The 26,670-nt window shown below is 69.9% G+C and carries 20 protein-coding genes and 1 riboswitch; of the genes, 14 read left to right on the top strand and 6 right to left on the bottom strand.

Going from position 1 to position 26,670, the window contains the following annotated elements:
• Positions 1-287 precede the first annotated feature (287 nt).
• The 6 genes from J7I98_RS36740 (at position 288) to J7I98_RS36715 (ending at position 9,086) form a co-directional block, all read left to right on the top strand.
• Positions 288-2,294, top strand: a complete 2,007-nt coding sequence (locus J7I98_RS36740; RefSeq protein WP_214929410.1) for a glycogen debranching N-terminal domain-containing protein — start codon at positions 288-290, stop codon at positions 2,292-2,294.
• Between the two features lie 98 nt (positions 2,295-2,392).
• On the top strand, positions 2,393-3,157 hold the full coding sequence (locus tag J7I98_RS36735; protein WP_214929409.1) for an NUDIX domain-containing protein: 765 nt from the start codon (positions 2,393-2,395) through the stop codon (positions 3,155-3,157).
• A gap of 108 nt (positions 3,158-3,265) precedes the next feature.
• Entirely contained in the window at positions 3,266-5,113 is a 1,848-nt protein-coding gene (locus tag J7I98_RS36730; protein WP_214929408.1) for an ATP-binding cassette domain-containing protein, read from the top strand.
• A 159-nt stretch (positions 5,114-5,272) separates the two neighbouring features.
• Positions 5,273-6,160, top strand: coding sequence for a FadR/GntR family transcriptional regulator (locus tag J7I98_RS36725; protein ID WP_214929407.1), 888 nt, complete (start codon positions 5,273-5,275; stop codon positions 6,158-6,160).
• 366 nt (positions 6,161-6,526) lie between these two features.
• Positions 6,527-8,083, top strand: coding sequence for an RNA polymerase sigma factor (locus J7I98_RS36720; protein ID WP_214929406.1), 1,557 nt, complete (start codon positions 6,527-6,529; stop codon positions 8,081-8,083).
• A 169-nt stretch (positions 8,084-8,252) separates the two neighbouring features.
• Complete coding sequence (locus J7I98_RS36715) at positions 8,253-9,086, top strand: serine protease (RefSeq protein ID WP_214929405.1); 834 nt, start codon at positions 8,253-8,255, stop codon at positions 9,084-9,086.
• 107 nt (positions 9,087-9,193) lie between these two features.
• Here J7I98_RS36715 and J7I98_RS36710 read toward each other — a convergent pair whose 3' ends face one another.
• Positions 9,194-9,424, bottom strand: coding sequence for a hypothetical protein (locus J7I98_RS36710; RefSeq protein WP_214929404.1), 231 nt, complete (start codon positions 9,422-9,424; stop codon positions 9,194-9,196).
• Between the two features lie 432 nt (positions 9,425-9,856).
• Here J7I98_RS36710 and J7I98_RS36705 point away from each other — a divergent pair, with 432 nt between their 5' ends.
• From J7I98_RS36705 to J7I98_RS36695, 3 genes are all read left to right on the top strand, one after another.
• Entirely contained in the window at positions 9,857-11,977 is a 2,121-nt protein-coding gene (locus tag J7I98_RS36705; protein WP_214929403.1) for a type IIA DNA topoisomerase subunit B, read from the top strand.
• Positions 11,978-12,119: 142 nt separating this feature from the next.
• Complete coding sequence (locus J7I98_RS36700) at positions 12,120-12,605, top strand: DUF485 domain-containing protein (RefSeq protein WP_308378059.1); 486 nt, start codon at positions 12,120-12,122, stop codon at positions 12,603-12,605.
• Between the two features lie 11 nt (positions 12,606-12,616).
• Positions 12,617-14,209 carry a cation acetate symporter gene (locus J7I98_RS36695; protein ID WP_214929415.1) on the top strand — a complete coding sequence of 531 codons (1,593 nt, stop codon included), beginning with the start codon at positions 12,617-12,619 and terminating at the stop codon, positions 14,207-14,209.
• A gap of 40 nt (positions 14,210-14,249) precedes the next feature.
• On the opposite strand, the gene J7I98_RS36690 is transcribed toward J7I98_RS36695, so the two are convergent.
• The 3 genes from J7I98_RS36690 to J7I98_RS36680 form a co-directional block, all read right to left on the bottom strand.
• The gene (locus tag J7I98_RS36690) at positions 14,250-14,927 is read right to left on the bottom strand and encodes a response regulator (RefSeq protein WP_214929402.1); all 678 of its coding nucleotides are present in this window, start codon (positions 14,925-14,927) and stop codon (positions 14,250-14,252) included.
• The gene (locus J7I98_RS36685) at positions 14,924-16,600 is read right to left on the bottom strand and encodes a sensor histidine kinase (protein ID WP_214929401.1); all 1,677 of its coding nucleotides are present in this window, start codon (positions 16,598-16,600) and stop codon (positions 14,924-14,926) included. The genes J7I98_RS36690 and J7I98_RS36685 overlap by 4 nt, the downstream gene beginning before the upstream one ends.
• Before the next feature lie 69 nt (positions 16,601-16,669).
• A complete protein-coding gene (locus J7I98_RS36680; RefSeq protein WP_308378058.1) occupies positions 16,670-17,287 on the bottom strand; it encodes a DUF6082 family protein in 618 nt (205 codons plus the stop codon).
• Positions 17,288-17,468: 181 nt separating this feature from the next.
• On the opposite strand from J7I98_RS36680, the gene J7I98_RS36675 reads away from it, so the two are divergent.
• Positions 17,469-18,557 (top strand): GTP-binding protein, encoded by a 1,089-nt coding sequence (locus tag J7I98_RS36675; RefSeq protein WP_214929400.1) that lies wholly within the window; start codon positions 17,469-17,471, stop codon positions 18,555-18,557.
• 15 nt (positions 18,558-18,572) lie between these two features.
• Here the strand turns inward: J7I98_RS36675 and J7I98_RS36670 are convergent, their stop codons facing one another.
• Positions 18,573-21,026, bottom strand: a complete 2,454-nt coding sequence (locus J7I98_RS36670) for a DNA topoisomerase (ATP-hydrolyzing) subunit A (protein WP_214929399.1) — start codon at positions 21,024-21,026, stop codon at positions 18,573-18,575.
• Between the two features lie 226 nt (positions 21,027-21,252).
• Between J7I98_RS36670 and J7I98_RS36665 the strand changes: the two genes are divergently transcribed.
• The 4 genes from J7I98_RS36665 (at position 21,253) to J7I98_RS36650 (ending at position 26,163) form a co-directional block, all read left to right on the top strand.
• A complete protein-coding gene (locus tag J7I98_RS36665; RefSeq protein WP_214929398.1) occupies positions 21,253-22,641 on the top strand; it encodes a pitrilysin family protein in 1,389 nt (462 codons plus the stop codon).
• Positions 22,642-22,661: 20 nt separating this feature from the next.
• Positions 22,662-24,044 (top strand): pitrilysin family protein, encoded by a 1,383-nt coding sequence (locus J7I98_RS36660; RefSeq protein WP_214929413.1) that lies wholly within the window; start codon positions 22,662-22,664, stop codon positions 24,042-24,044.
• Positions 24,045-24,273: 229 nt separating this feature from the next.
• Positions 24,274-24,443: riboswitch (cyclic di-AMP (ydaO/yuaA leader) on the top strand.
• A 12-nt stretch (positions 24,444-24,455) separates the two neighbouring features.
• Positions 24,456-25,277 (top strand): M23 family metallopeptidase, encoded by an 822-nt coding sequence (locus tag J7I98_RS36655; protein WP_214929397.1) that lies wholly within the window; start codon positions 24,456-24,458, stop codon positions 25,275-25,277.
• 196 nt (positions 25,278-25,473) lie between these two features.
• Entirely contained in the window at positions 25,474-26,163 is a 690-nt protein-coding gene (locus J7I98_RS36650) for a GntR family transcriptional regulator (protein ID WP_214929396.1), read from the top strand.
• A 152-nt stretch (positions 26,164-26,315) separates the two neighbouring features.
• Here the strand turns inward: J7I98_RS36650 and J7I98_RS36645 are convergent, their stop codons facing one another.
• Positions 26,316-26,597: an HPr family phosphocarrier protein gene (locus tag J7I98_RS36645; RefSeq protein WP_214929412.1), complete on the bottom strand. Its 282-nt coding sequence runs from the start codon at positions 26,595-26,597 to the stop codon at positions 26,316-26,318.
• Between the last annotated feature and the right edge of the window lie 73 nt (positions 26,598-26,670).

Genomic DNA, 26,670 nt, shown 5'->3' with positions numbered 1-26,670 from the left:
TCATTTGTCAGACACTGCCTAGCCCCCGCGCCGTACGCAGGCAGGCCACCGCGCGTTCTGCCCGGCCGTCCGTGACCAGGAACGGGAACCGGCCCACCAAGGCGCGTCCCGGCGCAGCCGCCGCACGGGGGCGGGTCCGGAGGCGGGACGGGCAGCGCGGGAGCAGGAGCGGGCGATGACGGCCGTGACCCGGACGCCCGTGCGGCCGTTCCCCTGTGTGGCGGTACCGCGAACGTCCCGCGCCGCTCCGGTCGGCGCCGCTGTCCCCCGCGCAGAGGAGGCATCGTATGACCCTCACCGTCCCGTCCTTTGCCATCGAACGACGGCCCCTGGCAGGGGCTGCACGGCCTCCCGGCGAGCTGCCCTCCGTCCATGGGCTGCTGATCTGTGCGGACCTGCCGGGACTCGCCGTCTCCGCGGAACACGGACAGCTCACCGGCCAAGGTCTCGAGGGGTTCTACCAGTCGGGCCGCCGTCTCCTCTCCCGCTGCCAGCTGAGGGTGGCGGGACGTGAACCGGTCTCTGTGCAGGGCAGGCTGCTCTCGGCCGGCCGTGCCCGGTTCGTCTCCGTTGTGCGTACGGCGGCCGACGGCGGGCCGGACCCCGAGATCACGGTGGAGAGGCTGCGGCATGCCGAAGGCACAGAGCGGATCACCTTAAGCAGCTCGGCGAGCCGCACCCTGCGGCTCCGTGTGGAGATCGGACTCGGCACCGACCTCGCGGACCTGGGCGCCGTCGCCGCCGGCCGCTCCGGCCCGGAGCTGCCCGCCAGCGTTCACGCCTCGGGGATGCGCTGGACGGCTGCTGGGGCCCAGGCCGTGGTCACCGCCGATCCACCTCCAGAGGACGCGCTCGCATCCGCCGGTCTGCTGCGGTGGGAGATCGAGCTGCTGCCCGGCACATCGCGCACGATCGAGCTGCGCATCCGTACGGACCGGGGAGTCAGACCTGTCACGAAAGCGGGGTCAGGTCTGCTCTCCGACGCGACGGCGGAGGCGGACGACCCTCGGGTGCGAGAGCTGCTGCGAACCAGCCTCGACGATCTGCGGGCCCTGCTGATGCGCGACTCCCGTCGGCCCACGGATGTGTATCTGGCGGCGGGAGTGCCGTGGCGGTGCGGGCTCGCGCCCGCCGAGGCGTTGTGGGCGGCGCGCATGACGCTGCCGCTCGGCACCCGGCTCGCCGCGGCCACACTGCGCACTGTCGCCCATACGCAGCTGCGGAACCCAGGGCCCGACCAAGGGCGCATCCCGGGACCGCTGAGGGACGCGGGCCCGTACCTCCCGCCCAGTTGTACGGGCGTGGAGGCGACGCTGGCCTTCCCCGTGGTGCTCGCCGAGGCGAGGCGATGGGGGATGGCGGAGCAGGACCTGGAGGAGCTGCTGCCCGTGGCGGAGGGCTGCCTCCTCTGGTTGCGCAGGGCGGCCGGAGACGACGGCTGCTTGCGGGAACGGGGCCCGGCCGGACACCGGCGCAGCGAGACGCAGGCTCACGCCCACCGGGCGGCGCTGCTCGGCGCCGATCTGCTGGCGGCGTACAACCGCCCAGGTGCCGAATGGTGGCGCGAGTGGGCCCGGGCACTGCGCCGCACCTTCCAGGAGAACTTCTGGATCGACGACCGGGCGGGCGGTCGCCCGGCAACCGCACGCTCGGCCGTGGGACGGCTCGTGCCGCACCTCGGTGGCGGCGCCGCCCACCTCCTGGACACCGGCCTGCTCGGAGCGGGCCGGCTCGCGCCCGGCCTGCTGGACAAGGTGCAGACCGAGCAGGTGGCGAGACTGCTGGGCAGCCCTGCCATGGACTCCGGCTGGGGGCTGCGTAGCCTCGGGGCCAGGGAGAGCGGTCACAACCCCTTCGGCCACCGCGGCGGCGCGGTGCGGGTCCATGAGACCGCCGTCGCCGTCGCGGGGCTTGCGGCGGCCGGATACGAGAAGGAAGCGACGTCCCTGCTGCGCGGCGTCCTCGATGCGGCGGGAGCCTTCGGCAACCGCCTGCCGGAGATGTACGCGGGAGAGCAGCGCACCGCGGGCAGCCATCCCGTACCGCACCCGGCCGCGTGCAGGCCTGCGGCCGTGGCGGCCGCTGCCGGGATCCATCTGCTCACCGCTCTTGCCGGCATCCGCCCCGACGCCCCGGCGGGCACGGTGGCACTGTCGCCCGTGCACTGCTCGCCGCTCGGCGCGGTGCAGTTCTCTGGGCTGCGCGTCGCGGGGGAGCCCTTCGCCGTACGGATCAGCAGGCTGGGCCTCGGCATGATCGAGGAAGCCGCCGACAAGCTCCAGTTGGGAGTGTGACCGTGAATGCCGACGGGTGGCGCCGAGAGGGCGAAACCGACATCAGCGGCCCCGGCACAGGGACTGTTTATCGTCAAGCAGACGACTATGATCGCGGCATGTCGCCCTACGACCCATCCGCCTTTCCTCCCTTTGCCGTCACCGTGGATCTGGTCGTACTGACCGTGCGCCGTCACGCGCTCTGCGCACTGGTCGTACGCCGCGGCGAGCCGCCGTACCAGGGCCGGTGGGCGCTGCCCGGCGGCTTCGTACGGGCGGAGGAGGATCTCGGGGCTGCGGCGGCACGCGAACTCGCCGAGGAGACCGGACTGTGCGCGCACGAACCCGGAACCCCGGCGCTCGGAAACGGGGCTCACCTCGAACAGCTCGCCACCTACGGCGACCCTCAGCGGGACCCCCGCATGCGTGTGGTCAGCGTGGCCTACCTGGTGCTCGCACCGGATCTCCCCGCGCCCCGGGCGGGCGGCGACGCGAACAGCGTGCGCTGGGCGACGGTCGAGGCCCTGCTCAACCAGGAGAGCGCCTTCGGCCGTGAGGACGAGCAGTCGGCGCCGCTCGCCTTCGATCACGCGCAGATCCTCGGAGACGGCGTGGAGCGAGCCCGCTCCAAGATCGAGTACTCGTCGCTCGCCACCGCCTTCTGCCCTCCGGAGTTCACGGTCGGCGAGCTGCGCCGGGTGTACGAAGCCGTGTGGGGCGTCGCTCTCGACCCTCGCAACTTCCATCGCAAGGTCACCGGCACCCCGGGCTTCCTCGTCCCCGCGGGCGGCACCACGACCCGCCAGGGCGGCCGCCCCGCCCAGCTCTTCCGGGCGGGCGGAGCGACGCTGCTCAATCCGCCGATGCTGCGCCCGGAGGTCTGACACCCGCACCCCCGCAGTTCGCCCGCTGCACCAAAAGTCGGATATGTCGCGTTATCTTGCTGCGGTACGCCCTGCCGCCGAGCGGTCTCACCTTCCGCGAGAGAAGCGATGCTCCAGGTCATCGGACTCACCAGCGCCCCCCGTCGGGAACTCCCGCCCGCCGTGAACGACCTGACCTTCGAGGCTGGGCCGGGACAGGTCACCGCCCTCCTCGGTGCCGCCGGATCCGGCAAGACCACGGCGCTCCGCCTGATGCTCGAACTCGAACCCGGCCGCGGCGTCACGTACTTCCGCGGCCGCCCCCTGCACCGGATCGCCAACCCCGCCCGCGAAGTCGGAGCGCTCCTCGGCGACGTGCCGGGCCACCCCGCACGTACCGCCGTCGGCCAGCTCCGCATGCTCTGCGCCGCAGCCGGCGCGCCCGCGGCCCGCGCCGTCGAAATGCTCGAATTCGTCGGCCTGGCCGGTCTTGGCGACCAGCGCCTCGGCACGCTCTCGGTCGGTATGGACCGCCGACTCGGCCTGGCCTCAGCCCTCTTGGGCGACCCGCACACGCTCCTCCTCGACGAACCGGCCAAGGGCCTCTCTCCGCTCGAGTACAACTGGCTCTTCGGGGTGCTGCGCAGTCACGCCGCCCGCGGCGGCGCCGTGCTGTACACGACGAGCGATGCCAAAGAGGCCGCCCGTACCGCCGACCGGGTCGTCACCATCGACCGCGGCCGCCTGATGGCGGATCAGGAGGCCGCCGAGTTCGCCCGGACCAGGCTCCGCCCCCGCGTCGCCGTCAGGACGCCACACGCAGCCCGCCTCGGCGTCCTCGTCAGCCGGGAAGCCCGCGCTGCCCAGCAGTCCGTCGAGGTGGTCGCCGAGGGTGGCAGCCGCCTCTCCGTCTACGGCAGTGACTGTGCCCGCATCGGCGAGACCGCCTTCCGGCACGGCATCCTGATCCATGGCCTGGCCGACGAGATCGGCGATACGGGCCCTGCCCCCGGCCCGGAGGCGCCGCCCCAGCCCGCCCGGGCGGAAGCCGGGACCGGGGCGGCAGCGGAAGCCGGGACCCGGGCGGAAGGGGCGACCAGGGCGGCGGCAGAAGCCGGGACCGGCGCACGGTGGCCGGCTTCCTGCGCCGGCGCACCCGCCACGGAGCGCGCACCACTCCCGTCGCCGCTGCCTCTGCGCCCGGCTCGCAGCCCCGTCCACGCCCTGCGCTACGAAGTGCGCCGCCTCCTTGGCACGAGGTCGACGTTCCTGGTCGTGACCGCTGTTCTGGCCGCCTCCGTCGCGCTTTCCGCATTCCTCGCGCACACAGGCAGTACGCCGCTGCCGAGCGTCCTCGCCGCCTGGCCGGACATCCTTCCGTTGCCGCCAGCCGCGTTCGGCGCGGGACTGCTCGGTGCCCTCGCCTTCGGCGACGAATACCGGTACCCGGCCCTGGCCGCCGCCCGCGGCACCGTGCCCCGCCGCCTCGGCCTGCTCCTCGCCAAGCTGACCGTCTCCGCGGCCGCCGCACTGCTTCTCGCCCTCCTTGCCGTGGCGGCCGACGCGGAGGCCCTCCGGCTGCTGTACGGCCCGGACTTGATGCACGTACCGGAAAAATGGCCCTCGATGGCCGCCAGTTGGGGAGGCCTGACGGTCGGCTGCGCCTGGGCAGGACTGCTCGGCGCCGGAGTCTTCCGCGCCACGGCCCCCGGCGTGGCGGCGGTACTCGCCGTTCCGGTCGTCGTCACCCCGGTCGCACAGCAGGTGATCGTGGCCCCGTCCGCACGTTCGGTGGCCGGACTCCCGGCCAGGCTGCGCGAAGTTGCCTGGCTGGAGTGGCCGTACGAGGTCGACCGATGGATGGTGGCGGCGATGCGACTCGTGGCTGAACCGGTCGGTACGGCCCTGGCGTTGTCGCTGTGTGCCCTGCTCTGCGCGTATTTGCTCACTGGCCTTCGTCGGAAAGCCCATTGGTGACCGGCTCGGACACGAAGGGCGCGGGCCGCTCGCAACTTCCCCGAGAGCGTCCGTTTCTTTCCGATAAGTCGTCAATTGCAGGGCGGGCGACGATCACCCTTTCGTGTGCTTTTCACCAAAGACCTCAAGGGTCGTGTGAGTCCCGCCGACAAAGGATCCGTGAGTACCCTTGCGCACACCATGATGACCGCCGCCCGCCCCGTCGAGACCGGCCTCGCAGGCCCGGGCGAACTCGACCGCTACCCCTACGGAGAGGCGTCGGCCGCCGACCGCGTCGGCGTGCCCTCCTGGGACAGCGCCGACACGGACCTGGGCCGGATGGGCCGCCGCTCGGCGGGCAGCCGGGGCCGCGGGCTCCACGGCCAACTCGTCCAGCAGCTCGGCCAGATGATCGTCTCGGGCGATCTCGGCGCCGACCGCCCGCTCGTCCCCGAAGAGATCGGCCAGCGCTTCGAGGTGTCCCGTACCGTCGTACGGGAATCCCTGCGCGTGCTGGAGGCAAAGGGCCTGGTCAGTGCCCGTCCCAACGTCGGCACCCGGGTCCGCCCCGTCAGCGACTGGAATCTGCTGGATCCGGACATTATCGAATGGCGGGCATTCGGCCCTCAGCGGGACGACCAGCGCCGCGAACTGGGTGAGCTGCGGTGGATGATTGAGCCGCTCGCGGCACGACTCGCGGCCGGCCACGGACGCGAGGACGTCCAGCAGCGCCTCGCCGACATGGTCGAGATCATGGGCCACGCCCTCGCTCAGGGTGATTCCTTGACGTTCTCCCGGGCCGACGCCGAATTCCACTCCCTGCTCATCCAGCTCGCGGGCAACCGCATGCTCGAGCACCTCTCCGGCATTGTTTCCGCCGCGCTCCAGGTCTCCGGCGGCCCCGTCACCGGCTGTGACCGCCCCACCGAGAGCGCGCTCGTCCACCACTCCTGCATTGTCGACGCGCTCGCCGCCGGCGACGCGATGGCCGCAGAGAACGCCATGCGCCAACTGCTCACCGTCCACCCCGAGGTGGAGCGTGTGGTGCCCGCACCGCGCGAGCACTGACAGCGGAGCACGGCCAGGGTGTGCTCTTTGCGGCATTGCTGCGCTGACGAATCTCGTGTCGCCGGGCCCGTCGGGTCCGGCGACAGGATTATGGGGCCGCATGATGGTGGGACGATGTCCCGTTCTGTTCCCCGTCGCCTCCGAGGGGTGTGACTCGGGCCACGAAGATTGGGCGTAACACTCCTCGGAACTGTGCGATGACCTAAGAGGTGACAGCCGAAGAGGGAATACAGCCGCCATGGTCGGCGCTGTAACAAGTCCGAGGTTCAACCTGCGCCGTCGGTACATCCCCAGCCGATGTCGTCGGCCGAGGCCCGCACTCAGGGCGAGGCCGGAAGCCGTTCCCATCGTTCCGAGAGGTTGTTCGTGTCGGCCAGCACATCCCGTACGCTCCCGCCGGAGATCGCCGAGTCCGAGTCTGTGATGGCGCTCATCGAGCGGGGAAAGGCTGATGGGCAGATCGCCGGCGATGACGTGCGCCAGGCATTCTTGGCCGACCAGATTCCGTCGGCCCAGTGGAAGAACGTTCTGCGCAGCCTCAACCAGATCCTCGAGGAAGAGGGTGTGACGCTGATGGTCAGTGCCGCGGAGGAGCCCAAGCGCCCCCGCAAGAGCGTCGCAGCGAAGAGCCCGGCCAAGCGGACCGCCACCAAGACCGTCGGGGACAGGGCGACCCCGGCGAAGACCGTGGCGGCCACGGCCGTTCCCGCATCCGAAACGGTGGAGGCCGTGGCGGACGACCCCGCGGAGCCCGCACCGGTGAAGAAGGCCGCCGCCAAGAAGACGGCGGCCAAGAAGACCGCCGCGAAGAAGACCGCGGCCAAGAAGACGGCCGCGAAGAAGACCTCCGCCAAGAAGGACGGCGACGAGGTCTCCGAGGGTGAAGAGACCACCGAGGAGACCACCGCCAAGGCAGTCGGCGAGGAAGAGGAAGAGAGCGGCGAGAACAAGGGTTTCGTTCTCTCCGACGAGGACGAGGACGACGCACCCGCGCAGCAGGTCGCTGTCGCCGGTGCCACGGCCGACCCGGTCAAGGACTACCTCAAGCAGATCGGCAAGGTCCCGCTCCTCAACGCCGAGCAGGAGGTCGAGCTCGCCAAGCGCATCGAGGCGGGTCTGTTCGGCGAGGACAAGCTGGCCAACAGCGACAAGCTGGCGCCGAAGCTCAAGCGCGAGCTGGAGATCATCGCCGAGGACGGCCGCCGCGCCAAGAACCACCTCCTGGAGGCCAACCTCCGACTCGTGGTCTCGCTGGCCAAGCGCTACACCGGCCGCGGCATGCTCTTCCTGGACCTCATCCAGGAGGGGAACCTCGGTCTGATCCGCGCGGTCGAGAAGTTCGACTACACCAAGGGCTACAAGTTCTCGACGTACGCCACCTGGTGGATCCGTCAGGCGATCACCCGCGCGATGGCCGACCAGGCCCGCACCATCCGTATCCCGGTGCACATGGTCGAGGTCATCAACAAGCTCGCCCGCGTGCAGCGCCAGATGCTCCAGGACCTGGGCCGCGAGCCCACCCCGGAGGAGCTGGCCAAGGAACTCGACATGACCCCCGAGAAGGTCATCGAGGTCCAGAAGTACGGCCGCGAGCCCATCTCGCTCCACACCCCCCTGGGCGAGGACGGCGACAGCGAGTTCGGTGACCTCATCGAGGACTCGGAAGCCGTCGTCCCGGCCGACGCCGTCAGCTTCACGCTCCTGCAGGAGCAGCTGCACTCGGTGCTCGACACCCTGTCCGAGCGCGAGGCGGGCGTCGTTTCCATGCGCTTCGGCCTCACCGACGGCCAGCCGAAGACGCTGGACGAGATCGGCAAGGTCTACGGCGTGACGCGTGAGCGCATCCGTCAGATCGAGTCGAAGACGATGTCGAAGCTGCGTCACCCGTCGCGCTCGCAGGTCCTGCGCGACTACCTCGACTAGGTCACGACCACCTCGACCAGGTCGCGTGCCCAGTCGTCATTCACCGCTCGGGCCGATGGCCCGGAGTCCCCTCCACGGGACTCCGGGCCATCGGCTTTCGCGGGTGCGGCCCGCCGCCGTCCGGCTGACCCTGTGTGTGCAATGTGCAGCACTGAGTACAGGAGGCCGTATGCGTCGTTCTTTTGCCGGATCACTGACGGGGGTGCTGGCCCTGACGGCCACGGCCGTTGTGGCGCCTACCGCATCGGGTGGTTCCGCCGCCGCGGACAGTGTGGTGATAGGCGGGCAGCCCGTACGAATCTCGGAGACGCCCTGGGTCGTGGCACTGTCCAGCCGTGACCGGTTCGGAGGTACGCGGGCTGGCCAGTTCTGCGGGGGAGTGGTGGTGGCGCCGGAGAAGGTGGTGACAGCGGCGCACTGCATGAGCTCACAGGTGCTCGGCGTGCCGCTGAATCAGGTGCGTGACCTGGAGGTCATCGCGGGGCGCGGCGATCTGCGCGGGCAAGGGGGCAGGGAGATCCCGGTGCGCGGGATACGCATCAATCCGGAGTACGACGCAGCCACGAACTCCGGAGACCTCGCCGTGCTGACTCTGTCCAGCGCTCTGCCGACGCGCCATGTCATCCGGACCGCACGACCGCGGCACATGGCGGACGAGCCCGGTACGCCCGCCGCCGTCTACGGCTGGGGCGATACGACGGGCAACGGGGCCTACCCGCTCGGCCTGCGCGCGGCACGCGTCAGCGTGCTGCCCGACAGAGCCTGCAGGCGGTCCTATCCCGGCCGCGGGGAGCCCGCGTACCGGGCAGACACCATGCTGTGTGCCGGGGATCCCGATGGCGGCCACGACGCCTGCCAGGGGGACAGTGGCGGGCCGCTGGTCGCGGACGGCCGTCTGATCGGGGTCGTCTCCTGGGGGAACGGCTGCGGCCAGGCCAGGAGTCCCGGGGTGTACACACGGCTGTCGGCCGTCCCGGAGGATCTCTTGCCTGCAAGCGACTGATTACGCTTGCAGCGTACGAGAACGGGCGGCCCACCCTGAGTTACCAGGGGAGGCCGCCCGTCGACCGGTGGGTAACCGGCCCTTCGCTCGTCGTGATCGCGAGGTGTTCAGCGTTCCTCGTCTTCTGTGGACGCAGGCACGGCGGTCAGCCGGTCTGTCTCGTCCTGTATTTCAGCGGCGATCTTCTTGAGTTCCGGCTCGAACTTGCGACCGTGGTGGGCGCAAAAGAGCAGTTCGCCGCCGCTGGCCAGGACGACACGCAGGTAGGCCTGGGCGCCGCAGCGGTCGCATCGGTCAGCGGCCGTCAGCGGGCTCGCGGGGGTCAGAACAGTAGTCACGTCGCCTCTTCTCTAGCTCGACGAGCTGTCGTACCAGGGTCAACATCCAACCAGGCCGAAAACGTTCCCGCTCGTGGCTTTTCCTTGAAACTTCTTCCGAAGGTGGCTGTCTGCTGCCGGTTAGCGGCGAAGGAGCCGTATTGCGTCGCTTTACGGTTTCGCGTCGATTGTCTCGGTTTGCCCTCCCGGCTGGCTTGCCGGTTGTTGAGGAGGACGTGCCCGGAGCCTAAATGGTTCATGCGCCAAAGGGAACGTGACCTGTGCGTCACCCCATCGAGGGATCGAACGTTCATACGACTCTGGACTAGCATGAGTTTTCCCGAGGGTGGCGTTACATCGGCTCTACCAGGCCTCGGTACCCTCTGACCGGCGACCGACGCCGGACCCGTACCCCATCGGGACACATGTGAAATTCAGCGAGGAGCGAACCGCGTGACCGCCGAGACGTCCGTGCCGTCCACTGCGCTTCTGACCGGTGCAGACCGTGACGGCTCCAACTACACCGCGCGGCACCTTCTCGTACTCGAGGGGCTTGAGGCCGTCCGCAAGCGTCCTGGCATGTACATCGGGTCCACCGACAGCCGCGGCCTCATGCACTGCCTCTGGGAGATCATCGACAACTCCGTCGACGAAGCCCTCGGTGGCTACTGCGACCACATCGAGGTCATCCTCCACGAGGACGGCTCCGTCGAGGTCCGTGACAACGGCCGCGGCATCCCGGTCGACGTCGAGCCCAAGACGGGCCTGACCGGCGTCGAGGTCGTGATGACCAAGCTGCACGCCGGCGGCAAGTTCGGCGGCGGCTCCTACGCGGCCTCCGGCGGTCTGCACGGTGTGGGCGCCTCCGTCGTCAACGCCCTCTCCGCCCGCCTGGACGTCGAGGTCGACCGCAACAGCGCGACGCACTCCATCAGCTTCCGCCGAGGCGTCCCCGGCATCTTCACCGAGTCGGGCCCCGACGCCCCCTTCGACCCGGCGAACGGGCTGCTCAAGGGCAAGCGCGTCCCCAAGGTGCGCACCGGTACGCGCGTGCGCTTTTGGGCGGACCGGCAGATCTTCCTCAAGGACGCCAAGCTCAACCTGGAGACGCTGTACCAGCGCGCCCGCCAGACGGCCTTCCTCGTGCCCGGCCTGACCATCATCGTGCGCGACGAGCGCGCCCTGGAGGGCGAGGGCAAGACCGAGGAGATCTTCCGTTTCGACGGGGGCATCAGTGAGTTCTGCGAGTACCTCGCGCAGGACAAAGCCATCTGTGACGTCCTGCGGCTGACCGGGCACGGCACCTTCAAGGAGACCGTGCCGGTCCTCGACGACCGCGGCCACATGACGGCCACCGAGGTCACCCGCGAGCTGGCTGTCGACATCGCGCTGCGCTGGGGGACGGGCTACGACACCACCGTCAAGTCCTTCGTCAACATCATCGCCACACCCAAGGGCGGCACTCACATCTCCGGCTTCGAGCGGTCCCTCACCAGGACCGTCAACGAGGCTCTGCGCTCCGCCAAGCTGCTGCGCGTCGCCGAGGACGACGTCGTCAAGGACGACGCCATGGAGGGCCTCACGGCCGTGGTGACCGTGCGCCTGGCAGAGCCGCAGTTCGAGGGGCAGACAAAGGAGGTCCTCGGCACGTCGGCCGCCACGCGGATCGTCGCCAATGTGGTCGCCAAGGAGCTCAAGGCGTTCCTGACCTCCACCAAGCGCGACGCGAAGCAGCAGTCGCGCTCGGTCATGGAGAAGATCGTCGCCGCCGCGCGGACGCGCATCGCGGCCCGCCAGCACAAGGAGGCGCAGCGTCGTAAGACCGCGCTGGAGTCCTCCTCGCTGCCGGCGAAGCTCGCCGACTGCCGAAGTGACGACGTGGAGCGCAGCGAGCTCTTCATCGTCGAGGGAGACTCCGCGCTCGGTACGGCCAAGCTCGCCCGGAATTCAGAATTCCAGGCGCTGCTGCCGATCCGCGGCAAGATCCTCAACGTACAGAAGTCGTCCGTCTCGGACATGCTCAAGAACGCCGAGTGCGGCGCGATCATCCAGGTCATAGGAGCCGGATCCGGGCGGACCTTCGACCTCGACGCCGCCCGCTACGGCAAGATCGTGCTGCTCGTCGACGCCGATGTCGACGGCGCGCACATCCGCTGTCTGCTGCTCACGCTCTTCCAGCGCTACATGCGGCCGATGGTGGAGGCGGGACGCGTCTTCGCCGCGGTGCCCCCGCTGCACCGGATCGAGCTGGTCCAGCCCAAGAAGGGCCAGGACAAGTACGTCTACACGTACTCGGACAGCGAGCTGCGGCAGACGCTGCTGGAGTACCAGCGCAAGAACGTGCGCTTCAAGGACTCCATCCAGCGCTACAAGGGCCTCGGCGAGATGGACGCCGACCAGCTTGCGGAGACCACGATGGACCCGCGCCACCGCACGCTGCGCCGGATCAACATCGGTGACCTGGAATCCTCCGAGCAGGTCTTCGATCTGCTGATGGGCAACGAAGTAGCGCCCCGCAAGGAGTTCATCACCAGCTCGGCGGCGACGCTGGACCGCTCGCGCATCGACGCCTGAGTCCACCGGTGGGTGACTCCTGAGTTGGGGACATCCGTCACCTAATGGGGTGAAGAGCGGGGATTGAAGAGTCCGGGATCTTCCTACTCTGTCCATCCTTGGGCACGCGAACAATGCGTTCGCGGACAAGGAGAGTTGTTCGGTGGAGAAGCCCGAAGGGTGCGAAGCCGCAGCGGTGCGGCTCGATGATCCCTGGTACGACGCGCTTGCCTCCGGGTGGGGCGAACTGGACGGAACGGGTGCCCCCACACCCGTACCGTCGCCCGCTCCCGCAGGCGGTGCGACCCGCGGGGCCGGCCACAGTGCGGCCGAGATCTATCTGGAGGTGCAGCGCAGCGCCGCCTTCCAGGAAGTGCGCAGCCGGTACCGGCGGTTCGTCGTCCCGGCGGCCCTCGCCTTCCTCACCTGGTACGTCGTCTACGTCGTAGCGGCCACCACCGCACACGACCTGATGGCCCGGCCCGTCGTCGGCGCGGTGAACGTCGCGATGGTCGCCGGCCTCGGCCAGTTCCTCTCCACCTTCCTGCTGACCTGGGCGTACGCACGCCATGCGCGGCTGCGCAGGGACCGCCCGGCGCTCGAACTCCGGTGGGACACCCAGGAACTGACGCGGGGGATCAAGCGTTGACCGGGCACACCATGACGACGCAGCACCAGACCCTGGCACTGCTGCTGTTCAGCGCGTTCGTCGCCGCCACGCTCGCCATCACGGCATGGGCGAGCCGCAACCGCCGCGGCTCAGCCGAGGAGTTCTACGCGGGCGGACGGCTCTTCTCTCCTATGGAGAATGGTTTCGCCATCGCGGGCGACTACATGTCCGCGGCCTCCTTCCTCGGCATCTCGGGACTGATCGCCCTCTTCGGCTACGACGGCATGCTCTACTCCGTCGGCTTCCTCGTGGCATGGCTCGTCGTCCTGCTGCTCGTCGCCGAACTGGTCCGCAACTGCGGTCGGTTCACCCTCGCCGACGTCATCGCCGCCCGGATGGCCGAGCGCCCGGTGCGTATCGCCGCGGGAACTTCTTCGGTCACCGTGTCCGTTCTCTATCTGGTGGCGCAGATGGTGGGGGCGGGCAGCCTGGTCGCGCTGCTGCTGGGCGGGAGCAGCGAGGCCGCGCGCTCCTGGACGGTTATCGGCGTGGGCGCGCTGATGGTGATCTACGTGTCGTTGGGAGGGATGCGGGCCACCACCTGGATCCAGATCGTCAAGGCAGTGCTGCTGATGGCGGGCGCGGTCGCGCTCACCGTGCTCGTACTGGTGCGCTTCCACGGCGACTTCAACCAGCTGCTCGTCACCGCCGCGGAACGCAGCGGCCACGGCAAGGACTTCCTGTCGCCCGGTCTCAAGTACGGCGGGGACGTGACGGCTCGCTTGGACTTCATCAGCCTCGGCCTCGCGCTCGTCCTCGGCACCGCGGGCCTGCCGCACATCCTGTCCCGCTTCTACACCGTGCCGACCGCGCGCGCCGCCCGCCGCTCGGTCGTCTGGTCCATCGGCCTCATCGGCAGCTTCTACCTGATGACGATCGTGCTCGGCTTCGGCGCGGCGGCAGTGGTCGGTTCCGATGCGGTACGGACCTCGAATGCCGCGGGGAACACGGCAGTTCCGCTTCTGGCGCTCGATCTGGGCGGGGGCGTGGGTTCCACAGGAGGAACGGTTCTCTTCGCCGTGGTCGCGGCCATCGCCTTCGCCACCATCCTCGCGGTCGTCGCAGGCATCACCCTGGCTTCCTCCGCCTCCGTCGCGCACGATCTGTACGCCTCGCTCAGGCGCAGGCACGCCAAGCCGCACAGCGAGGTCGCGGTGGCCCGTATCGCGGCGGGAGGTATCGGAGCCGTGGCCATCGCCCTCGGCCTGCTCGCCCGCGACCTCAACGTCGCGTTCCTGGTCGGCCTCGCCTTCGCAGTCGCGGCCTCCGCCAATCTGCCGGTGCTGCTCTACTCGCTGTTCTGGCGGAACTTCACCACCAGGGGCGCGGTCTGGTCGGTGTACGGCGGCCTGCTTCCGGCCGTACTGCTCGTGCTGCTCTCGCCGGTTGTCTCCGGCAGCCCCGAAGCGCTCTTCCCCGGCGCCGACTTCCAGCTCTTCCCGCTCCAGAACCCGGGCCTGGTCTCCATTCCGCTGGGCTTCCTCGCGGGCTGGCTCGGTACGGTGCTGTCGCCCGAACCGCCGGACGCGGCCAAGCACGCCGAGACGGAGGTGCGCTCGCTGACGGGCGCGGGCGCGGTCTGACCCGTCCGCACGGTGGCGGTGGTGCCTCTCACCCCCGACCTCAGCGGCCGGACGTCCACGCGTAGCGGTGCTCCGGGCGGCCTGTCTCGCCGTACTTGAGGCTGAGCCGCACCCGCCCAGACCGCTCCAGCAGCTTCAGATAGCGCTGCGCGGTCTGCCGGCTCATGCCCGCGCGCTCTGAGATCTCCTGGGCCGACAGCGGCCCGTCAGCGGCCAGCAGCACCTGCCGGACCAGCTCCGCCGTCGTCGGCGAGTGCCCCTTGGGGAGGCCGGGGGAGCCTGCCACGGACAGGGCGCCGAAGATGCGGTCCACCTCTGCCTGCTCCGCCTCGCCGCCCCCGTCGAGAGTGCGGCGCAGGGCGGCGTACGCCTCCAGCTTGGTGCGCAGGCCGGCGAAGTTGAAGGGCTTCACCAGGTACTGGAGCGCGCCCTGACGCATCGCGGCCTGCACGGTCGCGATGTCGCGCGCCGCCGTCACCATGATCACGTCGGTCTGGAGGCCGAGGCCCCGCAGTTCCTGTACGAGCGCGAGGCCGTTCCGGTCCGGCAGATAGTGGTCGAGGAGGACCAGGTCGACGTGGTGCGCCCGGAGCGCGGCGAGCGCCTCGGCGGCGGAGTGAGCCCGGCCGACTACGCGGAAGCCCGCCACCTTGGCCACATAGGCGGCGTTGATCTCCGCGACCCGGACGTCGTCGTCCACCACCAGTACGTCGATCATCGCGCCTCTCCTGCCGTATCAAGCTCCGCCGTGTACAGCTCCTCCGTGCTCGGTGGCGCATCGGTCAGCGCCTCCGGCAGTACGACGCTGAACTCGGCGCCGCCCTCCGCGCCTTCGCCGGCCCGCGCGCTGCCGCCCTGCCGTTCCGCGAGCCTGCGCACCATCGCCAGGCCGAGGCCGCGCTTGCCGTGCGCGGGCAGCTCCTTGGTCGACCACCCCTCCGTGAAGATCAGCTCGCGCTGCTCGGCCGGAATGCCGGGCCCGCTGTCGGCCACCCGCAGTACGGCCGTACGCCCCTCGGCGCGCAGCTCGACCTCGATCCGGGCGTCGGGCGATCCGGCCGAGGCGTCCAGTGCGTTGTCCACCAGATTGCCGACCACGGTGACCAGGCCACGCGGGTCCACGAGCCGGTCCGGCAGCAGCGTCGCCCCGGAGAGCCGCAGCGAGACACCGCGCTCGGCCGCGACCGTCGCCTTCCCGACCAGCAGCGCCGCCAGCAGCGGGTCGTGGATCTTCTCGGTGATCTGCTCGGCGGTGGCACGGTGCACCCCGGCGACCTCCGTCACGAACTGCACCGCCTCCTCGTGCATGCCCAGCTCCAGCAGCCCCAGGAGCGTATGCATCCGGTTGGCGTGCTCATGGTCCTGGGCGCGCAGGGCGTCGATCAGGCCACGCGTCGAATCCAGCTCGCGGCCGAGCTGCTCCAGCTCGGTACGGTCGCGCAGGGTCGCTACCGCGCCGCCGTCGTCCGTCGGCATCCGGTTGGTGACCAGTACGCGGTGCCCGCGCACCGTCAGCAGATCGTCGCCGGTCACTCGCCCTGCCAGCACATCGGCGGTACGGCCCTCGCCCAGCACCTCGTCGAGCGGCCGCCCTGTGGCCTCGGCGCCGAGCCCGAGCAGCCGCTGCGCCTCGTCGTTCATCAGCCGGATCCTGCCTGTGGCGTCGAGGGCTACGACGCCCTCCCTGATGCCGTGAAGCATCGCCTCGCGCTCGGCGAGCAGCGCGGAGATGTCCGAGAAGGCCAGGTCGTGCGTCTGCCGCTGGAGCCTGCGGGAGATGAGATACGCCGCGAGCGCGCCGACGGCCAGGGCGCCTCCGGCGTACGCGAGCAGCCCCGGGATCGCCGCCAGCAGCCGGGCGCGGACGCTGTCGTACTCGATACCGACCGAAACGGCGCCGACGATCTCCCTGTCGGCGTCGCGCAGCGGGACCTTGCCGCGGGCGGAGCGGCCGAGCGTACCCTCGTCGATCCCCATGACCTCCCGGCCGGCGAGCGGCTCGCTGGGGTCGGTGGAGACGACCTTGCCGATCTGGCGTCTGTCGGTGTGGGACCACCGCACGCCGCGCCTGTCCATGATCACGACGTACTCGGCGCCGGTGGATCGCCGAATGCGTTCCGCCTCGGTCTGTACGGGCCCTCCGGCGGTGGGCCTGGACCCGGTCACCGCGTCGGCGAGCTGCGGCTGGGCCGCCGTGGTCTGCGCGATGGCGAGCGCGCGCCGCATGGCCTCCTGGTCGAGCTGGGCGCTGAGCGGGGCGAGGAAGAGGCCGGTGGCCAGCACGGTGACGCCTGTGGCGATGGCCAGCTGCATCAGCAGTACCTGCGAGAAGACGCGCTGGGGCCAGCCCAGACGCAGGCGTCTGCCGGAGGCGGTCGGTTCGGCGGTCATGCTGATGAACGGTAAAGCGCCGGGCACACCTTTCCGAAATTCCCTGCTCCCGCGAGTGGAACTCGGGCATCACCGCGCGTGAGCGGAATCCGGGTCGTCCGGGGGCGTTCCATGATCGGCCTCGGCCATGGCACGTTCGAAGATCAGGAACATCCGCCTCTCGTCGCTGTCCGGCGGCAGGGACGCTTTCATGTCACGTGAGGCAGCCCAGTACCGGCGAAATGCGGGGGAGCGGATGAGGTCTCTGGCATGGACGAGCATCTCGTTCTCAGAAACGCTTTCCCATTTCAGAAGGAGCAAATAGTGGCAGAAAGTGAGGTTGGCGAACAGGTTCTGCCGGATCGCGAGTTCCGTCTCGCCGGGGTAATCGTTCCAGACATCTGCGAGAGAGAGGTCTTGCATCTGCATCTGGGTCAGCTGCATGTGCAGGCTGCGGAGGTCCGCCTCGGCGCTCCGGCGCAGCTCCTTGCGCGAGGCGGTCAGCTCCTGGCGCTGGAGCCGCAATTCGTGCTGCTGGATCACCAGCGTTATGACCAGGAGAATCAGAGCGATTCCGGAGAAGACCGAGTTGACTCCACCGAAGTAGTCGCCGATACCGCTTCGTTCGGCTGCTTTTTCTGTATGGCTGTTGGCCCGCACCACTGCGTCTATCAGCCAGCCGCTGAGAATGACGGATGCCGCGCCCACCAGCGCTATTCCGAGAACGCACAGAGCCGCCCAACCGCCGAACCGTGCTGTGCTTCGCCACGCTCGCCCCATGCGCCCCCGCCCCCAAGGTTTCGAGGCAACTTGCCCGTGAGACCCGCAGCGGAAACGCGGCCCCCGGGGCGCACACGGTCGTGTCAGAGCGCTCGCATACGATCGGCCCATGGTCAGGCAACCCATTCCGGTCATCATCCTCGCGGGCTTCCTGGGATCCGGTAAAACCACCCTGCTCAACCATCTGTTGCGGCAGAGCAGAGGCACCAGGATCGGTGCGATCGTCAATGACTTCGGGTCCATCGAGATCGACGCCATGGCCGTGGCCGGTCAGCTCGGTGACTCCACGGTCTCGCTCGGCAACGGGTGCCTGTGCTGCGCCGTCGACGCGAGCGAGCTCGACGAGTATCTGGAGAAGCTGACCCGACCCGCCGCCCGGCTCGACGTGATCGTCATCGAGGCGAGCGGTCTCGCCGAGCCGCAGGAGCTGGTCCGGATGATCCTGGCCAGCGAGAACGAACGGATCGTCTACGGAGGGCTGGCCGAGGTCGTCGACGCCGCCGAGTTCGACGCGACCCGCGAGCGCCATCCGGAGATCGACCGGCACCTCGCCATCGCCGATCTCGTCGTCCTGAACAAGACCGACCGCGTGGGGGATGAGCAGATCGGCCGCACCCTCGACACCGTCGGTGGCCTCAGCGGCGGTACCGCCGTGGTCCGGGCGTCGTACGGGCGGATTGATCCTGAGCTGCTCTTCGACCCCGCGGCGCGGCCGGACGACGCGGCGGAGAAAGTCCGGCAGCTGTCGTTCGACGATCTGCGGGCCGAGGACGACGACCAGCACGATCACGACAGCCAGCACGGCCAGCACGGCCACGACGGCCATCTGCACGCGGCGTACGAGAGCGTCTCCTTCACCTCCGAAGAGCCCATGAACCCGCGCCGGCTCATGGAATTCCTCGACACCAGGCCGGAGGGGCTCTACCGGATCAAGGGTTACGTCGACTTCGGCGCGGCCGACGCCCGCAACCGGTACGCACTGCACGCCGTCGGCCGGTTTCTGCGCTTCTACCCCGAGCCCTGGGGCCGCGACGAGCCGAGGGTCACGCAGCTCGTGCTGATCGGGTCGGGGATCGACGGCGAAGCGCTGGGCAAGGAGCTGGCGTCCTGCCGGGCGGACGGGCCGCAGGACGCCACCGCAGCTGCCGATGAGCGCAGCATGTGGGGCGTCCTGCGGTACGTACAGGGCGAGGGCTAGGCGGACTAGGCCGGACTAGACCGGGCCCGCCAGCGCCGCCACCGCCGTCGTCAGCGGTGTGCCCGAGCCGTCGCGGCGCGGGTCCGGCTCCGGCAGCTCCACCGGTGTGCCGTTCTTCGCCGCCGCCCGGGGCGGAGCCGCGCCCGCCCAGGCCAGGATGAGGATGTCCTCGCCCTTGAGGAACCGGTGGCAGCGCACGCCGCCCGTGGCCCGGCCCTTGCGCGGGTACTGGTCGAACGGCGTCAGCTTCGCCGAGGTCTCCGAATCGCCGAGCAGGGTGCCCGCCGCTCCGGCCACCGTGAAGACCATGCCATCCGCCGCCGGATCCACCGCGGTGAACGAGATCACCTTGGCGCCGTCCGCGAGCTTGATGCCCGCCATGCCGCCCGCCGGACGGCCCTGCGGCCTGACCTGGCCCGCCGGGTAGCGCAGCAGCTGGGCGTCGTCCGTGATGAAGACCAGGTCCTCCTCTCCGGTGCGCAGCTCGGCCGCGCCGACGATCCGGTCACCGTCCTTGAGGGTGATGACCTCCAACTCGTCCTTGTTGGCGGGGTAGTCGGGCACGACCCGCTTGACCACACCCTGCTCGGTGCCGAGCGCGAGACCCGGCGAGGACTCGTCGAGCGTGGTGAGACAGACCAGCGTCTCGCCCTCCTCCAGCGACAGGAACTCCGAGACCAGCGCCCCGCCCGAGAGGGTCGGCGCGGAGGCCGTGTACGGCAACTGGGGCAGGTCGATCACGGCGAGCCGCAGCAGCCGCCCGGCCGACGTCACCGCGCCCACATCGCCGCGCGCCGTGGCCGGCACGGCCGAGACGATCACATCGTGCTTGGCACGCCGGGCGTCGTCCATGGCGAGAGGCTCGCCGGTGACCGTACGGGCGAGCAGCCCGGTCGACGACAGGAGCACGCGGCAGGGGTCGTCCGCGACCTCCAGCGGCACCGCGGCGACCGGCGAAGCGCCGGACTCCAGCAGTACCGTGCGCCGGTCGGTGCCGAACTTCTTCGCGACCGCGGCCAGTTCGGAGGAGACCAGCTTGCGCAGCTCCGCGTCCGACTCCAGGATCCCGGTCAGCTCGTCGATCTCGCCGTTCAGCCGGTCGCGCTCGCTCTCCAGCTCGATCCGGTCGAACTTGGTGAGCCGGCGCAGTGGGGTGTCCAGGATGTACTGCGTCTGGATCTCGCTCAGCGAGAAGTGCTCGATCAGCCGCTCCTTCGCCTGCGCCGAATTGTCGCTGGAGCGGATGAGCCGGATGACTTCGTCGATGTCGAGCAGGGCGACGAGCAGGCCCTCGACCAGGTGCAGCCGGTCGCGCCGCTTGGTGCGGCGGAACTCGCTGCGGCGCCGTACGACCTCGAAGCGGTGGTCGAGGTAGACCTCCAGCAGCTCCTTCAGGCCCAGCGTCAGCGGCTGACCGTCCACCAGCGCCACATTGTTGATGCCGAAGGACTCCTCCATCGGCGTCAGCTTGTAGAGCTGCTCAAGCACCGCCTCGGGGACGAAGCCGTTCTTGATCTCGATGACCAGACGCAGCCCGTGCATGCGGTCGGTGAGGTCCTTGACGTCCGCGATGCCCTGGAGCTTCTTCGACGAGACCAGGTCCTTGATCTTGGCGATCACCTTCTCCGGGCCGACGGTGAAGGGCAGTTCCGTGACGACCAGGCCCTTGCGGCGTGCCGTGACGTTCTCCACGGTGGCCGTCGAGCGGATCTTGAAGGTGCCGCGCCCCTTCTCGTACGCGTCCTTGATGCCGCCGAGGCCCACGATCCGGCCACCGGTCGGCAGATCGGGACCGGGGACGAAACGCATCAGGGTGTCGAGGTCGGCACCGGGGTGCTTGATCAGATGGCGGGCGGCGGCGATGACCTCGCCCAGGTTGTGCGGCGGCATGTTCGTCGCCATGCCGACGGCGATTCCGGACGCACCGTTGACCAGCAGGTTCGGATACGCCGCGGGAAGCGCGACCGGCTCCCGCTCCTGCCCGTCGTAGTTCGGCGCGAAATCGACCGTGTCTTCGTCGATCGACTCGGTCATCAGCGAGGTGGCGTCGGCCATCCGGCATTCCGTGTACCGCATGGCGGCCGGCGGGTCGTCGTTGCCGAGGGAGCCGAAGTTGCCGTGGCCGTCGACCAGCGGCAGGCGCATCGAGAAGGGCTGCGCCATCCGCACGAGCGCGTCGTAGATCGACGCGTCGCCGTGCGGGTGCAACTTACCCATCACCTCGCCGACGACGCGGGCGCACTTCACATAGCCGCGGTCGGGCCGCAGCCCCATCTCGTTCATCTGGTAGACGATGCGGCGGTGCACCGGCTTCATGCCGTCGCGGGCGTCGGGCAGCGCTCGCGAGTAGATCACCGAGTACGCGTACTCGAGGAAGGAGCCCTGCATTTCGTCGACGACGTCGACATCGAGGATCTTCTCCTCGAACGCATCGTCCGGCGGCGGGGTCTTCGTGCTGCGGCGGGCCATCGCGGCTGCGGCTCCTTCGCGGTTCTGTCGGGGCAAGTTCTGGACCTGATGCGGACCATTGTGGACCTGCGCACTGACAACGCCGACCTCGACCCGTCCGTAGCGCTCTCCCGGGGCGCTCCACGGGCGTTCCCTGAGGGCGTACGCGGCCCGGGAACTTCGCCAGGTGTCAGCGCGCTTGCATACAGTGGCAGGACTTCTCCATATCGCGATCGAAGGGACGTACATGCCCATGGGTCACACGGCCACAGCGCAGGCCGGTTCCGGCGGCCTGACAGCGACTGAGCACCGGCTGGCCAATGGCCTGCGCGTGGTGCTTTCCGAGGACCACCTGACCCCGGTCGCCGCGGTCTGCCTCTGGTACGACGTCGGTTCGCGCCACGAGGTCAATGGCCGTACCGGTCTTGCTCACCTCTTCGAGCACCTGATGTTCCAGGGCTCGGCGCAAGTCAAGGGCAATGGCCACTTCGAGCTGGTGCAGGGTGCGGGCGGTTCGCTCAACGGCACGACCAGCTTCGAGCGCACCAACTATTTCGAGACGATGCCCACCCACCAGGTGGAGCTGGCCCTGTGGCTGGAGGCCGACCGGATGGGCTCGCTGCTCTCCGCGCTCGACGACGAGTCCATGGAGAACCAGCGCGACGTCGTCAAGAACGAGCGCCGCCAGCGGTACGACAACGTGCCGTACGGCACGGCGTTCGAGAAGCTGACCGCCCTCTCCTACCCGGAGGGCCACCCGTACCACCACACGCCGATCGGCTCGATGGCCGACCTGGACGCCGCGACCCTCGAAGACGCGCGCACCTTTTTCCGTACGTACTACGCACCCAACAACGCGGTGCTCTCGGTCGTCGGCGACATCGACCCGGAGCAGACGCTCGCCTGGATCGAGAGGTACTTCGGCTCCATCCCGTCCCACGACGGAAAGCAGCCGCCGCGCGACGGCACCCTGCCCGACATCATCGGCAAGGAGCTGCGTGAGGAGATCCACGAGGAGGTCCCGGCCCGCGCGCTGATGGCCGCCTACCGGCTGCCCCACGACGGCACCCGCGAGGCCGACGCCGCGGACCTGGCGCTCACCGTCCTCGGCGGCGGCGAGTCCTCCCGGCTGCACAACCGCCTCGTGCGCCGCGACCAGACGGCCGTCGCGGCCGGCTTCGGGCTGCTGCGCCTGGCCGGCGCACCCTCGCTCGGCTGGCTGGACGTCAAGACGTCGGCCGGTGTCGAGGTGCCCGACATCGAGCGTGCCGTCGACGAAGAGCTGGCCAAGTTCGCCGCCGAGGGCCCCACGCCCGAGGAGATGGAGCGCGCGCAGGCCCAGTTGGAGCGCGAGTGGCTGGACCGGCTCGGTACGGTAGCGGGCCGCGCCGACGAACTGTGCCGGTACGCCGTCCTGTTCGGCGACCCGCAGCTCGCCCTGACCGCGGTCCAGCGCGTCCTCGACATCACGGCGGACGAGGTCAAGGCCGCGGCGAAGGCCCGGCTGCGCCCGGACAACAGGGCGGTGCTGGTGTACGAGCCCACACACGCCGACGACACCGCCGACACCGCGGGCACGGCCGACGCCGATGCCGCCGCCGACGAGACCGACGCGCAGGAAGGGGCGGACAAGTGACCGACACCGCAGCCGTGAGCATGACGTTCCACCCGCAGCCGAAGGCGGGCACCGCCCAGCCGTGGGCCTTCCCCGCCCCCGAGCGCGGCACCTTGCCCAACGGTCTGACCGTGCTGCGCTGCCACCGCCCCGGCCAGCAGGTCGTGGCCGTGGAGATCTTCCTCGCCGCCCCGCTGGAGGCGGAGCCCGAGGGCATCGACGGCGTTGCCACGATCATGGCGCGGGCGTTCTCCGAGGGCACCGACAAGCACTCCGCCGAGGAGTTCGCCGCCGAGCTGGAGCGCTGCGGCGCCACGCTCGACGCGTACGCCGACCACCCCGGCGTACGGGTCTCCCTGGAGGTCCCGGTCTCCCGGCTGCCCAAGGCGCTCGGCCTGCTCGCCGACGCGCTGCGCGCGCCCGCCTTCGAGGACAGCGAGATCGAGCGACTGGTGCGCAACCGGCTCGACGAGATCCCGCACGAGACGGCCAACCCGTCCCGTCGGGCCGCCAAGCAGCTCTCCAAGGAGCTCTTCCCCGCCGGCTCGCGCATGTCGCGGCCGCGCCAGGGCTCGGAGGAGACGGTGGAGCGCATCGACTCCGCCGCCGTGAGGGGCTTCTACGAGGCGCACGTGCGTCCCGCGACCGCCACCGCCGTAGTGGTCGGCGACCTCGAAGGCACCGATCTCGATGTCGTGCTGGCCGACACCCTGGGCGCCTGGACGGGCAACACCGCCGAGCCCCGCCCCGTCCCGGTGGTGACGGCGGACGACACGGGCCGCGTGGTCATCGTCGACCGTCCCGGCGCGGTCCAGACGCAGCTCCTCATCGGGCGCATCGGCCCGGACAGGCACGACCGTGTCTGGCCGGCCCAGGTCCTCGGTACGTACTGCCTGGGCGGCACGCTCACCTCCCGCCTGGACCGTGTCCTGCGCGAGGAGAAGGGCTACACGTACGGCGTGCGCGCCTATGGCCAGGTGCTGCGCTCCGCGGCCCCCTCCGGCCCGGAAGGGGCCCCGGGCGCCGCGATGCTCGCGATCAGCGGCTCCGTGGACACCGAGTCCACGGGCCCGGCGCTGGACGACCTCTGGAAGGTGCTGCGCACCCTCGCGGAGGAGGGCCTGACCGACGCCGAGCGCGATGTCGCCGTACAGAACCTGGTGGGCGTCGCACCGCTGAAGTACGAGACGGCCGCGGCCGTCGCCGGCACGCTCGCCGACCAGGTCGAGCAGCAGCTGCCGGACGACTTCCAGGCCCAGCTGTACGCGCGTCTCGTCGAGACCGGCACGGTGGAGGCCACCGCAGCGGCCATCAGCGCCTTCCCTGCCGACCGTCTGGTCACGATCCTTGTCGGGGACGCGTCCCAGATCGAGGAGCCGGTCAGGGCGCTCGGCATCGGCGAGGTGAAGGTGGTGGCCGGCTGATCAGCCGCGCGCCAAATGCCCCCGTAATGGGGCATAGAGGGACGGAATAGAGGGACTCCGGTGGCCTACAGGCCGCCGGGGTCCTTCCTGTATGTCCCTTTTGTTGTGGAGGTTGCCTGTCTGGCCTGTGGGGTGCGTTACAAAACCTCGTGTCTGTTTGGTGATTGACAGATGTCCCGTTTAGCGTCTGTCCGGCTGTTCGTCAGCAATGCGCCGCATCCGCGGCACCGGACAGTCATCGCCGAGTCCCCGTCAGGCGCGAGCCTGGGGAGCCGGGGACCCACTCAGTCCCTGGGGTGAATCGGACGGCCTCTGTGCGCGTACGCACGGAGGGGTCCGTAGGAGACCTTCCTGCTCCGAACCCGTCAGCTAACCCGGTAGGCGAGAAGGAAGGAAAGGATCAGCCACTCCATGGCGTTCACCCGTCCCACCGGGAAGCACCGTCGTCCGAGCCGTCTGACGCGCAAGAGTGCGAACATGGCGGGCGTTGCCGCCCTCGCGACGACCGGCGTCATCGGAGGCCTGGCCTCTCCGGCCCTCGCCGCCGGCAGTGACACCAGCGCCGACGCGGCCCACTCCGTCGCGGACACCGGCCTGACCCAGGCCCTCGTCATCGGCGACTCCCTCGCCGACCAGATCGCGGCCCAGGCCGAGTCCCAGCGACAGGCCGCCGTCAAGGCGGAGGCCGCCCGCAAGGCCGAGGCGGAGCGGAAGGCCGAAGCCGAGCGCGAGGCCAGGGCCGCCGCGGAGGCGAGGGCCAAGAAGGTGCGCGAGGAGCGCGCGGCCAAGGAGCGTGCCGCCCGCGCCGCCGAGCGCAAGCGCCTCAACAGCTACACCCTTCCCGTCGCCGGTTCCGTCGTGACCACCGGCTACAACGCCGGCGGCTCGCTCTGGTCCTCCGGCAGCCACTCCGGTGTCGACTTCCGTGCGCCGTCCGGCAGTTCCGTCGTGTCCGTCGGCCGCGGCACCGTCGTCGAGGCCGGCTGGGGCGGCGCGTACGGCAACAACATCGTCATCAGGATGAACGACGGTACGTACACGCAGTACGGGCACTTGTCGTCCATCGGCGTCTCCGTCGGACAGGCCGTCACCACCGGCCAGCAGATAGGCCTCTCGGGTTCGACCGGCAACTCGACCGGCCCGCACCTGCACTTCGAGGCCCGTACGACGCCCGACTACGGCTCCGACATGGACCCGACCGCGTACCTGCGCGCGCACGGCGTCAGCATCTGACCCCGACTCCGGCGACGCGGTCCGACTCGCCTCTGCTTTCCCCGAAGGCCCCGGCTTCCCCGCCGGGGCCTTCGGCTTGGCCAAAAGATATCCATGGATTCCGGCCTCCCTTCGGAAATTCCCCGCCTCTGCAATAGAGTCGCTGAACAAGCGTCAATCGACCGCGTTTCGCGGGGATTAAGGCGGAGGTCAGGTCATGCGCATTCCCGCGCAATCGGTATGCACGGCGATCCGTGACGACATCGTCTCCGGTGTCTTCCAGCGCGGCAGCCGGCTCACCGAAGAGCTGCTTGCGCGTCGTTACGGTGTCTCGCGCGTCCCGGTGCGCGAAGCCCTGCGCACCCTGGAATCCGAGGGGTTCGTCACCACCCGCCGGCACGCCGGTGCGTGTGTCGCCGAGCCGACCGAGCAGGAGGCCGCCGACCTCCTGGAGGTCAGGACGCTGCTGGAGCCGCTGAGCGCGGCCCGCGCCGCCCAGCGGCGCACCGACGCGCACCTCAAGGTGCTGCGTGGGCTGGTCAGGCTGGGTCAGGAGCGGGCTCGCCGGGGTGAGGGCGAGGACCTGCGCTCACTCGGCGGCTGGTTCCACGAAACGCTCGCCCAGGCTTCCGGCAGCCCAGGCCTGACGGCGCTGCTCACTCAGCTCAGGCACAAGATCGCCTGGATGTACGCCGTGGAGCAGCACGCGCGCCCCGTCGAGTCGTGGGCCGAACACGGCGCGATCGTCGACGCCGTGGCGCGCGGTGACGCGGAGCGCGCCAGGTCTCTCATGGCGCTGCACGCCGAACGGGCGGTCGCGGTACACCGGTTGCGGCAGCCGGACCGGGACCGGGAGCGTGTGAGGACTTCGCAACATGCCGTAAACACGGCGAGTGGGCGTCATTAACAGGTGCGCCGTATACAAAGAGGGTGAATTGGCGGGGGTCAATTCGCGCTGCCCGCATTCTTCGGCGTATCGCGCCGCATAAAAGAAGGAGCCGCGTCCCCCGAAGAATTTCGGGGACGCGGCTCCTTCTCAAGAATTTGCTCGTCCGGGGTTCAGACGGTCTCGGGAAGCTCGTCCAGGCCCTCGGAGACCAGCTTCGCCAGGCGGTCGAGAGCGGCGTCGGAGCCGTCGGCCTCGGAGGCGAGCACGATCTCTTCGCCACCCGCCGCACCCAGGCCGAGCACCGCGAGCATGGAGGCCGCGTTGACCGGGTTGCCTTCGGCCTTGGCGATCGTCACGGGGACGCCCGAGGCGGTCGCTGCGCGGACGAAGATGGAGGCGGGCCGGGCGTGCAGGCCCTCGGCCCAGCCGACGGTGACGCGGCGCTCAACCATGGTGTTGCCCTTCATGTTCTAACGGTTGTCTAGACCACTATCTCATGGCGGGCGGTCGGCGGGTGACCGCCTT

This window comes from Streptomyces sp. ISL-98 (genome assembly GCF_018614055.1).
In the GTDB taxonomy this organism is placed as follows: domain Bacteria; phylum Actinomycetota; class Actinomycetes; order Streptomycetales; family Streptomycetaceae; genus Streptomyces; species Streptomyces spiramyceticus.
Note: the sequence above shows the minus strand (reverse complement) of the source record. Positions and strands in the feature narration are given on the sequence as shown.